Source organism: Francisella opportunistica, assembly GCF_003347135.1.
GTDB classification, from domain to species: Bacteria; Pseudomonadota; Gammaproteobacteria; order Francisellales; family Francisellaceae; genus Francisella; species Francisella opportunistica.
Genome location: NZ_CP022377.1, coordinates 340,359 through 354,412, shown reverse-complemented (window position 1 = coordinate 354,412; position 14,054 = coordinate 340,359). Strand labels below are relative to the sequence as shown.

Sequence of the window (14,054 nt, the reverse complement as noted above, 5' to 3'; positions counted from 1 at the left end):
TGCTTAAGGAGCTAAAATGTTCAACAAGATTTATAAGATAGCCAAAAAAGCCACGCCGGCAATTTCGCAAACAGAACAAACTGCCCTTAATGCTGGTGATAATTGGTTTGAGCAAGATATATTTCAAGGTAAACCTGATTTTAATAAGCTACATAGCTTAAAAAAATTTGAACTAACAGATGAGGAGAGATCATTTCTAGAAAATGAAACAACTCAATTATGTGAGCTAATTGATGATTGGAAGATTAATTATCAAGAAAAAGACTTGAGTGTTGAGGCTTGGGATTTTATCCGAACTAAAGGTTTCTTAGGCTTGGTCATTGGTAAGGACTACGGTGGTAAAGGATTCTCAGCTGCTGCTCATTCTGAGATTGTGATGAAACTAGCAACAAAAAGTGTCACCGCTGCTATTACGGTGATGGTGCCAAACTCACTAGGTCCTGGTGAACTTTTAGTTCATTATGGAACAGATGAGCAAAAAGTTCATTATCTGCCCAGACTAGCAACTGGTCAAGAGATACCATGTTTTGCATTAACTGGCCCTAAAGCCGGGTCTGATGCAACCTCACTACCTGATTATGGTATTGTTTGCCATGAAGATTTTAACGGTCAAAAAACTCTCGGTATTAAGCTAAAAAATATTAATAAACGCTATATCACATTAGCTCCTATAGCTACCCTAGTTGGCCTAGCTTTTCAATTACAAGATCCTGATAACCTGCTTGATGGCAACGGTAAAGAAGGCATAACATGTGCACTACTACCATATAATCATAAAGGTCTAGAAATTGGCAGACGTGGTTTCCCACTAGGACAAGCTTTTATGAATGGTTATATCAAAGCTAAGGATGTTTTTATTCCGATTGATTGGATAATTGGTGGACAAAAAATGGCTGGTGAAGGCTGGCGTATGCTTGTTGAATGCTTATCTATAGGTAGAGCAATTTCATTACCAGCCTGTGGCACAGCTAATACCCTAATGTCTACAGTTATGACCTCAGCTTATGCTAGTGTGCGTGAACAATTTAAAGTCCCTATTGCACAATTTGAAGGGGTTCAAGAAAAACTCGCTGAAATTGCTGGGTTTGCATATATTGCTAATGCAACTCGCCAATTTACAGTCGCAGCTGTTGATAGCGGTATTCGACCATCAGTATCATCGGCAATTGCAAAATATCATCTAACTGAGATGGGGCGTATTACTATCAACAATGCGATGGATATTCATGGTGGTCGTGCAATTATAATGGGACCAAATAACTACCTTGCGATTCCATATATGGCTACCCCAATTGGTATAACTGTTGAGGGTGCGAATATTATGACGCGAAACTTGATGATCTTTGGTCAAGGAGCAATGAAATGTCACCCATACATTCGTAGTGAAATAGAAAGCTTAATGAATGATGATGAAGAGCAATTTATTAGTAATTTTAAAAGTCATTTTAAATATATGGCTCTCAACGGTACACGCACACTTTGGTATGGTTTAAGTGGTGGTTTCACAGCTCCTAGTTACCCTTCTAAGTTTAAGCGTTACTATCGCTATATTTCACATATGAGTACAGCTTACTCTTATGTTAATGATATTTCAATCACAGTGTTAGGTGCAGGACTAAAGCGTAAAGAAAGATTATCAGCTCGTCTTGGCGACATTATGAGTTACTTGTATATGGCAGCTGCAGTATTGAAATACTACAAAGACTCAGGAGAACCTCAAAGTGATGACATTTTTGTCGATTGGAGTATCCAACATTGTCTATACCAAGCCCAACAAGCAATGCTAGATCTATTTAGAAACTTCCCAAATAGATTATTTGCAACCAAAATGAAGCTTTTTGTTTTTCCATATGGTAAAAAATTCAGAAGGCCTTCAGACAAACTTGAAGCACAAATCTGTAAATCATTAGTTAGTAACAGTAACACTAGACAATCGATGAAGGATAAATGTTATATTCCTAATGATGATAATGATCCAATCGGTAGAGTTGAAAATGCATATTTAGCATCGTTAGCAACTCATACTATCAAGAAAAAGATAACTGATGCGATTAAGGCTGATAAATTACCTAAAACCAGCTGGTCAAACTGTATTGATGTGGCGCTAGAAAATAAAATTATCTCACAACAAGAGGCTAATGCTGTTAAAGAAATGCTTACTAAGGTTGATAATATTATTCAAACTGATGAGTTCGATGATTATACTCTAGGACCTAAAAATGCACACCCTGAATGGCAAAATAAGCACAATAAACAAACAAAGGAGAATAATCGTTAGATTGAATTATTGTTTCGTTTAGTTATAAGTACGGAATCTATTTGTAAAGGTAGGTAAACAGCGACCTCAAGGAGGCAAAATGACTGAGTTAGAAAAAAAATTTGAAGAGATGCTAAAAGCAGTTCGTGATGCAACTATTGATTTCAAGCCTGACAATAGCCAAAAATTAAAGCTCTATGCTTTTTATAAGCAAGTTAAAGAAGGCGATAACAACACTAAGAAACCTTCGGCTTTAAAAATGGTTGAACGCGCTAAATGGATGGCTTGGGATGCTATTAAAGGTATGTCAAAAGAAGAAGCTATGCGCGGTTATTTGAAGGTTTTTGGCAATGAATATCTTCCTGCTGGAGAAAGTGATAGTAGTAAGCCAACCACAGTGGCAAATAAACTGGAACCTGTAGAACATAAATCACAGCGCCAAGCTATTGATAAAATTGCTGTTCTTGGTGCCGGAACAATGGGGGCACAAATTGCTGCTCACTTTGCAAATGCTAGATTGCCGGTTGTGCTTTTTGATTTAAAATCTCCAGAAGGTAGCCCTAATGCTATTATTGAAAATTCTTTAGCAAAGCTCACTAAGCTTAATCCTGCCCCTTTTGGTTCAAAAGATGCTATCAAGTATATTACTCCGGCAAACTACGAAGATAATCTTGATCTTTTGGCAGATTGTGATTTAGTTATTGAAGCTGTAGCTGAACGCTTAGACATAAAAGAAAGCTTATATATAAAAATTGCTGGTCAATTAAAAGAAAATGCTATTTTAGCATCGAATACTTCTGGGCTAAGTATCACAAAGCTTGCTCAAGTGTTACCTGAAAATCTAAAAATTAATTTCTGTGGGGTGCACTTTTTTAACCCTCCTCGATATATGCCTCTAGTTGAGTTAATTCCACATACAAATACTAATACTGAAATTTTAGACAAACTAGAAACATTCTTAGTAGAGAAACTCGGAAAAAGTATTATCCGCGCTAAAGATACCCCAAATTTCATCGCAAACCGCTTAGGTGTCTTTTCAATGCTTGTAACTTGCTATTACACTGAGCAGTTGAATATCCCTTTAGAGGTAGTAGATGAGCTTACAGGTAAAAAGCTCGGGCGTGCTAAAAGTGCTACTTATAGAACTGCTGACTTAGTTGGATTAGACGTATTATCTCATGTAGTAGAAACCATGAAAGATAATCTTGAAGATGGTTGGCAAAAGTTATATCAAACTCCTGACTGGATTCAAAGTCTAATTAATAATGGTTCACTTGGTCAAAAAACTAAAAAAGGCTTATACATAAAAGAAGCAGATGGTATCACAGTACTTGATTTAAACACAAAAGAATATCGTCTCTCTAATAAAAAAGCTGATAAAGAAGTTTTAGAAATTTTAGCTGAAAAAGACTGGTCGAAAAAGCTTGAAGGTTTACGCAATAGTAATAACACCCAAGCTCAATTTTTATGGGCAACCTTTAGAGAGATGTTCTTATATGCTGCTCATCTAGTAGGAGATATCTCTAATTTTCCCAAAGATATGGATTTGGCAATTCGTTGGGGGTTTGGCTGGAAGCAAGGTATTTTTGAGATATGGCAACTTGCTGGCTGGCATAAAGTAGCTAATTGGCTAAAAGAAGATATCTCAACAGGCAAAGCATTATCAAAAAATATTCTACCTAGTTGGGTTGATACTCTAGATATTGGTGTTTATCAAAACAATAAAGAATTTAGTTTCGATGATAAAACACTAATATCTCGTAATAGCCTAGATGTCTATAAACGCCAGCTGTTTACTGATAATATAGTTGAGCACACGAGCACATTAGCTACCCAAACACTTTATGAAAATGATGGTGTCAAACTATGGCAAATAGATGATTATAATAATATAGGGATATTATCATTTAAGAGCAAAATGTGCGCTATTGGCGATGATGTTTTAGATGGCATATCTGCAGCTATTAATTATGCTGAAGAAAAACTTGATGCAATTGTTATTTGGCAAGAGCAAGATGTTTTTTCAGTAGGTGCTAATTTAGAAGAATTCGGTATCAAATTCGCAATGAATGGTGAAGCTGCTATTGAAGAAGTTATTCGCAAAGGGCATAAAATTATTAGCCAAAAATTGCGCTATAGCAAAATACCTGTTGTAGCAGCAGTCAAAAGTTTTGCATTTGGTGGAGGTTGTGAAACCATTCTCCATAGTGATGCTGCTGTTGCTGCATATGAAAGTTATATTGGTTTAGTTGAAGCTGCAGTTGGAATTATTCCTGGTTGGGGTGGCTCTAAAGAAATGGCTGTTAGAGCATCACAAGCTCAAGACCACTGGAAAGACTTTGAGCGTCGTTATAGAAATCTTGCTCTAGCACAAGTTGCTAAAAGCGCTTATGAAGCCAAAGAAATGGGCTTTTTACGCGATGATGACATAATTGTTATGAATACTAAAGAAATCTTACTAGTAGCTATTAAAAAAGCTCAACTTATGGCTTTGGCTGGTTACCAACCACCTTTAAAACAAAAAGTCTCTGTCTTTGGTGAAACTGGTATTGCTACAATTAAAGCTTTACTTGTAAATATGCGTGATGGTAATCAAATATCTGAACATGATTATAAAATTGCTGTAAACCTAGCTGATACAATGTGTGGTGGTCAAATAGAAAAAGATACTGAAGTCTCTGAAGATTGGCTCCTAGAAAGAGAACTAATAAACTTCAAAGAACTTGCAGTATCGGAAAAAACAGAGGCTAGAATGAAATATATGCTAGAAACTGGCAAACCACTAAGAAATTAAGGAGTAATTGTCATGAGTGAAAATGTATATATAGTCGCTGCAAAACGCTCAGCTGTTACGAAAGGTAAAAAAGGTGGTTTTGCAAAAAAACGTCCTGACGAACTACTAGCGGATGTACTTAGAAAGACTGTTGCAGAATCTAATATTGATCCTAAAGATATAGAAGATATAGTTGTTGGTTGTGCTATGCCTGAAGCTGAACAAGGACTCAATGTAGCTAGGATCTCATCTCTCTTAGCAGGATTACCTAATACTGTCCCTGCTTTTACAATTAACCGTTATTGTAGCTCTGGCTTACAATCTATCGCTATTGCAGCTAATGAAATAGCGCAAGGAAATATCGATGTTGCTATTGGTGCTGGTGTAGAAAGCATGAGCATGATCCCATTTGGTGGTAATAAAATGTCTTTTAGTAAAGAAATCTTTGCTAAAGATGAAAATATTGCTATAGCCTATGGTATGGGTATCACTGCAGAAATGGTTGCTAAAGATTGGGATGTATCACGCAAAGATCAAGATGCTTTTGCCCTTGAAAGTCATCAAAAGGCCATCAATGCCATTGAAAATGGTTATTTTAAAGATGAAATTTTGGCTATTGATGTTGATCATCTTAAGCCGAATGAAGAAACAGGTGACATCATTAATCACAAAGAAACTATAACAGTAGATGAAGGGGCGCGTAAAGATACGTCTTTAGAAGCTTTAGCTAAGTTAAAAACAGCTTTTGCAAATGGTGGTTCAGTTACTGCAGGTAATAGCTCACAGGTATCAGATGGTGCAGCTGCTGTAGTTTTAGTTAGTGAAAAATATCTCAAAGAACACAACCTAAAGCCTCTAGGTAAATTTCTAGGATTTGCTGTAACTGGTGTTGATCCTCGCATTATGGGGATAGGACCAATTAAGGCTATCCCTAAAGTGCTTAAACAAACTAATCTAAACATTGATGATATTGACTGGATTGAGCTAAATGAAGCTTTTGCTGCCCAATCATTAGCAGTTATTAATGATTTAAAGCTTGATAAGAACAAGGTGAATCCATGTGGTGGTGCTATTGCTTTAGGTCACCCACTTGGCGCAACTGGAACGATACTAACCGTCAAAGCTCTACATGGACTACGCCGCACAGGTAAAAAATATGCTATGATTACAATGTGTATTGGTACCGGTATGGGTGCTGCAGGTATTATTGAGGCTTGCTAAAAAATAATAAGATTTTAATGTAGTTTTAAATACACATTAGCGGTAAATAGCTTATGAAGTAAAAGATCAGAAAATAAAATTGTTTGAATATAGCGAGTTTTTTATTTTCGATTTACTCAAGCCATGTAAGCGTAGTGCTAAGCAGTTTTGCATACTTTTCCTGCTATGTAAAAAGTATGTCGCTACAGCTTACGCAGTAAGTAGCGAAACTTATACGACCAATTCTAAATAACTTGTAGGCTGACTAAGATGATAGATTTAAATAATTACACACCCATTGATTTTCCGTGGAATTTTACTTGCTTTAGTAGCATAGATAAAAACCCTCTTGGTGTACAACTTCCTTTGTACCACATCGGTGATCATATGTATACCAAGTTTAAGTGCCTACCTAATCATGTTGGCTGGGATAATGTAATTCACGGTGGTATTATTGCACTAATCTGCGATGATATTCTTGGTAAACATGTTTTAAGTGCTAGTAGATCATTTTGTATGACACGCAACTTAAATATTAAATATCTAAAACCAACCTATAGCAAACTAACACACATATTTAAGACAACTATTATCCGTAAAGGTCACTCAACTGTATGGATAAAAGTTGATATTTATAATGAAAAAGGCGATTTATGTGCTTATGCAGATGCTGATTTCGCTCTCTTAGAAGAAAATCATGCCAAGCAAAAAGATATCGCTAGCTATAATCTTGATGATTTAATTGCTCACTTAAAATAAAAGCTTAGATAAGCTCTTTGTTTGCCATTTCTGGCAGAAACTTATATACAACGATAATAAATGCAAAGATACAAATGCCCATAAAATATAATACTGGCGCATAACCATAATTATGTGTAAGATCCAAAAATCTTGAAATAAACATACTTTCTATCAAAGCTTTTGAAACAAGAGCTACAGATATACCAATACCACGGATATGTACAGGAAGTACTTCTGATAGAATTAACCAAATACATACTCCAGGACCTACAGCTCCACCAAACACTACTATAATCAACATAAGTAAAGCTAAATTATTAGATCCTGCCGTAACGCAAAAAATCATCGTAAATATTGCTAAAAATGATATAAATAATCCAGCAATGATAAGTTTTCGTCTACCAATAATATCAACAAGGAATAATCCACATACTGTCGCTACAAGATTAATCAGAGTCATTGCTAAGCCGTAATAAGTTGGATCACACTTAGGACAACTACCAAGTTGGCCAAAAATTGTCGGCCCATAGCTTATAAAAACATTTATACCAACAAATCCATTTAAAACAGCCATCAAACTAATCAATAGTATAGAAAGATAGTATTTCTGTTTAATAACTATTTTGATGAATTCAAAGAAGCCAATTTTATTTTTTTCACTTAATGAATGTTGAACTTTTAATGCTAACTTCTCACTGATAGTCAATGCTTGTTCATTTTTACCTTTTAAAATTAACCACGATGGCGAAAATGGTGCTAAAAGACTTGTGACAAAAAGTAATATAGAAAATGGAATAGCACAGGCAAAAATAAATCTCCAACCAAGACTTGTCACGAATAAGCTGGCAAAAAGGTTAGCCAAAAAAATTCCAGAAACTAAGGATAATTGGAATATAGCCATTGCTCTACCTCTAAATTTAGCAACACTAGTTTCTGAAATATAAACAGGAATTACTGTTAGTAAAAAACCGATAGAAATACCCTGTAACAACCTTGATAACATAAGCGTTGTATAGGTATTAGAGAACATCATTAAAATCATAGAAGTTGTAAATAAAAAAGCACCAAAAGCTATGACATTTTTTCTACTTAAAAAATCCATCAATGGCCCTGAGGTAAATTTTGAGAAAAGTGCCCCGAAAAATACGATTCCAGCAATTTCAGATAACTCAGTCAAATTAAGAGATAACTCGCTCTTTATCATTGGTAATGTTCCAGATATTACTCCGATATCAAAACCTGAACAAATCCCAGTTAGGATTATTAAAGTTATAACTAACCTTTGATATTTAGTTACTAGCATCTAAACCTCTTCAATTAATAAAAAAATTAAAACTTTTAGTTAGACAAAAATTCCTACTTATAAGTATAAAAACATATTATATATAGCTAAATTTTTAACATATAATTAGAAAAAATACAAAAATATTTAAATAAATTTTAAGTTGACAAACTTATTAAATTAATTTTTGAGTGCTTTGTAGATCATACTATTTAATCTCAAGTCTTTGCTTCTTAGATTCTTCAAGCTGAGTATCAGCATATATTCCTGTACTTTCAAGTTTAATTTTTTCTTATCAAATCTTCTTATTTTTTCATCTGGTTAATTATATGATGATCTTCTTTAATAGTGTAAAGCTGTTCTCTTAAATCACAATTTTTTTTGACTAGTAGATGTTAGTCTAATATATAAATGCTCTTCGCACTTTTTGATTTTTTAAAAGGTAAGTAAAATAGATTACTTTTCAGTTACTATATTTGCGAATCTCTGCTAAACTTTGCTTAAACTTGATTTCACCATTGTCATAATACGTTTGTAGTTGTGTATCATGGTGATACTCACCAAGAGCATAACTACCATCAAGAACTATAGTTTTATAATTTCCCTTAGCATCTTTTATCAAATCAAGACGTCCCTGTTTTGATTTTTTAGCTAGATCTGTAATAGGCTCTTTTTTAACACCTAGTAAAGTATTACCACGTATAATTGCTGAACACTTGATTGCAAATTTGAAACTATCTCTATTTATTGATGATTCATGATTACCCTGCAGCAGCGCCCCACCCATACCAAAAGCAATATTCTCTACTGAGTAACCTTGATTTTTCATCGCCAATAGAACTTTTCTTGCTAAACTAATACTTACACCATCACCTTGAATCAAAGCAACTCTATTTAAAACCTTGTATCCTTTAGAGTTTAATGTACTACCATAACCTTTATCTAACTCACGCAGTGCATATAGAATATTATCCACAGCATCTCCGGAATCAGGGCGAATAACTAAGTTTGCTTTTTTAGCTGTAACTTTATCTTTTAAATCAAGCCATGTTTGAATTGCTTTTTTAAAGTCCCAACTGTCAGAAACACAAGCATATAAAACACTATTATCACCAAATTGCGTTATCATATTTTCAAAAGCTTGACGCTCACACTCAGTGCCAACACCCCAGCTTGTCATAGTAGAATGTTCGCTCGCAGGGATTGAAAATCCAGCCATTTCTTCACCATAGTACTCTTTGCAAACACGCAACGCAGCTAATGTATCTGTACCTAGAAAATTAGTTAGATGTGCTGCACCACCAATTCCAGCTGATTCCTCTGATGAAACACCTCTATAACCGAAATCATGAAGCATAAAGTTTAATTTATCCAGACTATCTGCTGTCTCAAGCAGATATTTTTTTATTACCTGCTTTATATTAAAGCTAATTGTTGCCACAGTAGTTGGATACCATACTTTTAGAAGTAAAGTCTCGACAAAGCCAGGTAACCAAAAGAGTTCTTTATCAGTACTTTCTATGGTCATCAACACATTATGCAAAGGAACTAGACTACCTTCTTTAACTGCGCGGATTCTAATTGGCAAATAGCCATTGTGATTATTTAATATCTTCTCAAATCCAGATCGATAAAATGGTAAACCATGAGCTAGTAGGACTTTTTCTGCAGCATCTATCATTTGTTGAGTTATTGGCTGAGATAAATATTTTTTTATATAGTATTGCAAGCCAAAAAACTTAGTATGACTACCTAAGTCTTTATTTGTTGTACCGCGACTTTCTAGATAAAAATGCAGATAGTTAGTATCTTTAGGATATTGATACGGATGTGAATGTTTATAACTATCTGTCATTAAAAGTAGGTTATCAAAACACATAGCAGAATTTACTAGTAAATAATAGAAATTATAAACTTATATAGGATGAGAATAAAATAATAAATACAGATTAAAGGACTGAAAATAAGTTTTTAGGGTTTTTTATTGGTGGAACCATATCCATCTGACTGCCAATATCATATTTCTCAGCTAGATCTAAAGTTAAGCGTAAAGCGGAGAAATCTTCAATTGCGAAACCTACAGAATCATAGATTGTGATTTCCTTATCATTTTCTCGCCCTTTTTTCTTACCTGTTAAGATCTCCCAAACTTCAGCATGAAGCACTTGCTTTACTTCTTGCGGAGATAAGTTTTGAATTTCGCCCTCAATCATTGATTGCTCTTTATATTCAACTACAACCTTCCCTCTAAATAGGATATCCATATCAAGCTCAGTTTTACCAGGGCAATCACCACCTAGACCACTGATATGGACACCTTCCTTGACCCAGTCATTTTCAATAACAATTGCATGAAGCTTACAAGCGGTACATACAACGATAATATCAGCACCTTCGCAAGCCTCTTTGGCACTATCACATGCTATAAATTCAAGGTCGACATCTTTCATATTATTAGCATATTTTTTCATAGCTTGTGGATCTGTATCGAAATATCTAACTGTCTGTATAGGTCTAATCAATTTATGTGCTAAAGTTTGAAACTCACTCTGTGCTCCAGTACCTATTAGCGCCATCGTTTTACTATCTTTACGTGCTAGATAATCAGTTGCTAAAACTGTTGCAGCTGCCGTTCTTAGTGCTGTAAGAATTGTCATCTCAGATATTAATAGCGGATAGCCATGCTTGATTTCACTAAGCTGTCCTGTAGCAATTACTGTTTGTTTACCATATTTTGGATTACCTGGATGACCATTTACATACTTATGGGAAAATAGTTTCTTATCTGCTGTCGGCATAAGCTCTAAAACACCACCTGGTACATGTGCTGCATAACGTGGTGACTTATCAAATTCACTCCATCTAATAAAGTCTTGTTTTGTATACTCAACAAGATCTATTATGAAATTATTAAAACCATGATTTTGCACTATTTTTACCATATCTTGGACTGATAAAATTCTCATATTACCTCTAAATAATCATTAATCGCTAACTTGTGTCATTGTAGTTTAGATATTTAATACTTGCAAATATTTATATCGAGATGATCTCTTTGCCACTGCTAAAACATAACCATCACTAACATATCATAAAAATCAGTTGCTAATATTGTGTTACTATGAAAAATTAAGAACTAGAGTAATTATACTATATAAAGTAATTTATAAGCCAGATAGGCTGTTAAAAATAGTACTCTGTATAAGCTAAAAGTTTAATTAAATTAAATAACTAAACTAGTTATAAAAAATCTCTGCTAGCATACATCTAGCACTGCCACCACCAACTACTTCGATATTTGTAATATCGCAAGCTATAGGCGTTGCATATTTATCAATCATTGCTAATTGACTTTGAGAAAAACCTTTATACGCAGTTTGCGAGAGTAATAAAAAGCTTTTATCATCTTTATTTTTGACTTCTAAAACATTGCCACACATTTGGTACATCTGATCTAAGGATATATCTATTATTTCTTTATTGGATTGCTGAAGGTTCTTTATGACAAGCTCTCTTTGGGGAGCTGATTTTATAGACTCAAGGCAAACTACAGCTAAATGCTCACCTATACTTAACATCACATTTGTATGGTAAATAGGTCCCTTTTTATCATAACTTGTAAATGTAACTAGTTTATAACCTAATTTATTACAAACTTGTTGTGCTAATTGAGCATTTGCTCTTGGAGATAATGACATATAAGCAATTTTGAACTCATGATCAAATATAAATACTCCTGTTCCTTCAAGAGCTTTTGAATAATCACCACGAAAGTCTACAACCTTATAGTTAGTTGTTGTAAGCTTGTTAAGTTGCACTAACAAATTATCAACTTGAACTTCGTGGCGGCGATTTCGTGTATACATTGGGTATATAAAAATATATGGCTGGTTATCTATGATATGGGTTGAAAACCAATTATTAGGAAAAACTGCATCTGGGGTATTTGGATTTGATTTTAAAACGATAACCTCGATACCATTGGTACGAATTTTTGCAACCATATTTTCAAACTCACGTATAACTCTACTTTGTAGCTCATCATTTGAAATATCTAATTGATTTTGAAAAGCATTATTAACTGAAGTCTCTTGATTAAAGCAAAAATATTTTGGCTCGACCATGACTACTGTGTTGGCAATATATCTATTCATAATTAATTACATCGTTTTAAAAACTGTGTTAGATATAAATATATATCGCTAATTGCTGATTGCAAATATATTTATGAACTTTTCATAGTTAAATAGATGTTGAGATTATTGCTGAGTTGGAGGCTTTGGTTGCATCAACTAATCAGCAAACTTTACCTAAGATAACCTATCCAGATTTACCTGTTAGTGACAAAATTGAGCAGCTTTGGAATATTATCTTTAGAAATTTCTTAGTTAACTAAGATTTGTTAGATATCACACAACTTGATTTAATAAAATCCGCTCATAACAACCTTCTTTAATTAGCCATACAAGTGTTATTTTTTGAGGTTGTAGCGTGATAGTTGTAGACTTATTATTAATTTTTAGAGTGTAACTACCTGCAGCTAAATTTTTAGAAAATAAATCAACATTCTTAGGTAATAGATTCCAGCTTCTCTGGTCTGCTTGAGTCGTTGTCAAGTTGTAAATAGATGTACCGATAGCGGCTAAAGCTGCATAGTCTCCAGAAGATCTAATTGCTGCTACAGAAATTGCTGTTTTAGCAACTAAGCGCAAAACTTCTCTTGTCACAATCGCAGGGAATTGATCAGCCAAAGATTTGGCTGCCATTGCTGTAGTGTCAACTAATAAAGCACTCTTGCCATGTTCGATAAGCTTCTTATCTCTAAAGATCTTAATATCTGCGCTTTGTGCTAGATTATAAGAACTGTAGTATGGCAAAGAAATTTTTTGCACACCAGCTTGTTGAAAAAATACAGTTATCGGTATATCAAATTTTTTTAGCGATTCAACCCAACCACTTTCATAGATAATTACAAGTTTTCCTTGTCCTTGTGGATAGATATTGCCACCGCTATCAAAGGCCTTTTTAATTTGTTGGTAATCTGCGCTGACATATGGATTATCTGGCACAACCCTAAATGCGTTACTCATTGATAGATTAGCATTATTTAAATCTGTATCATATGATTGGTATATTATTGCTTCTAAATAATAGCCAAAAGCATTCTCATAAGAGTTTTTTACTCTGTTAGCGATAGCTGCTAGCTGTCTATATTGTTTTGCGCTGGTGATATTTGATGATATCTGCCTAGAATTGACATGACTTAGCTCTTGATAATTTGTTTTACGAGTTTGAGCAGCTAAATCCTTAGCTTGAAATGTTGCATACTGTGCATATGATAGATTACGGATACTTACAGCAGCATTTTCTAAATCATGCTGTTTTAGATAATTAAGTGCTTGATAAGCATATAAAAAAGTTATCTCATAATCAGATATATAATAATATCTTTCTTTATCACTCAACAGTGTTGCTTGAGTATCTTTAAGAATATTTCTAACTCTTATTTTTGCTTCAGCTTCTGACTTAGCGACATAATCAGTTGCTTTGGTATATTTTTTCTGCGATAACGCTGTATTACCTATTAGTTGTTCAAAACGACCAGTCTCTAAAAATCCAATCGCTGCATCCACACCATCATTATCAAAAGTTTTTATAAACTTAGTTTCTATCGGCTTATATTGGCAAGTTTCTATAGCTTTTTTAGCATTACCAACCTTACTAGGATGACTACCACTAAATGTAGCACAACTAGAAGTAATTCCACACAACAGTAGTAGTAAACAACTCTTGGCTTTCAT

Annotated in this window: 9 protein-coding genes; 4 read left to right on the top strand and 5 right to left on the bottom strand. The window is 34.2% G+C overall.

Annotated elements, in window-relative coordinates; genetic code table 11:
• Positions 1-16: 16 nt before the first annotated feature.
• The 4 genes from CGC45_RS01725 to CGC45_RS01710 all read left to right on the top strand — a co-directional run bounded on the left by CGC45_RS01725 (position 17) and on the right by CGC45_RS01710 (position 6,989).
• Positions 17-2,278, top strand: a complete 2,262-nt coding sequence (locus tag CGC45_RS01725) for an acyl-CoA dehydrogenase (protein ID WP_071628681.1) — start codon at positions 17-19, stop codon at positions 2,276-2,278.
• 79 nt (positions 2,279-2,357) lie between these two features.
• Positions 2,358-5,051, top strand: coding sequence for an acyl-CoA-binding protein (locus tag CGC45_RS01720; RefSeq protein ID WP_071628680.1), 2,694 nt, complete (start codon positions 2,358-2,360; stop codon positions 5,049-5,051).
• A 12-nt stretch (positions 5,052-5,063) separates the two neighbouring features.
• Positions 5,064-6,251 carry an acetyl-CoA C-acyltransferase gene (locus tag CGC45_RS01715; protein WP_071628679.1) on the top strand — a complete coding sequence of 396 codons (1,188 nt, stop codon included), beginning with the start codon at positions 5,064-5,066 and terminating at the stop codon, positions 6,249-6,251.
• A 249-nt stretch (positions 6,252-6,500) separates the two neighbouring features.
• Entirely contained in the window at positions 6,501-6,989 is a 489-nt protein-coding gene (locus tag CGC45_RS01710) for a PaaI family thioesterase (RefSeq protein ID WP_071628678.1), read from the top strand.
• Between the two features lie 4 nt (positions 6,990-6,993).
• On the opposite strand, the gene CGC45_RS01705 is transcribed toward CGC45_RS01710, so the two are convergent.
• From CGC45_RS01705 to CGC45_RS01680, 5 genes are all read right to left on the bottom strand, one after another.
• Complete coding sequence (locus tag CGC45_RS01705; RefSeq protein WP_114702012.1) at positions 6,994-8,274, bottom strand: MFS transporter; 1,281 nt, start codon at positions 8,272-8,274, stop codon at positions 6,994-6,996.
• A gap of 442 nt (positions 8,275-8,716) precedes the next feature.
• On the bottom strand, positions 8,717-10,132 hold the full coding sequence (locus tag CGC45_RS01695; protein ID WP_071628676.1) for a nicotinate phosphoribosyltransferase: 1,416 nt from the start codon (positions 10,130-10,132) through the stop codon (positions 8,717-8,719).
• A gap of 70 nt (positions 10,133-10,202) precedes the next feature.
• On the bottom strand, positions 10,203-11,219 hold the full coding sequence (gene ocd, locus CGC45_RS01690) for an ornithine cyclodeaminase (protein ID WP_071628675.1): 1,017 nt from the start codon (positions 11,217-11,219) through the stop codon (positions 10,203-10,205).
• A gap of 270 nt (positions 11,220-11,489) precedes the next feature.
• Positions 11,490-12,407, bottom strand: a complete 918-nt coding sequence (ctlX, locus tag CGC45_RS01685; RefSeq protein WP_071628674.1) for a citrulline utilization hydrolase CtlX — start codon at positions 12,405-12,407, stop codon at positions 11,490-11,492.
• Between the two features lie 255 nt (positions 12,408-12,662).
• Positions 12,663-14,054, bottom strand: a complete 1,392-nt coding sequence (locus tag CGC45_RS01680; RefSeq protein ID WP_071628673.1) for a COG3014 family protein — start codon at positions 14,052-14,054, stop codon at positions 12,663-12,665.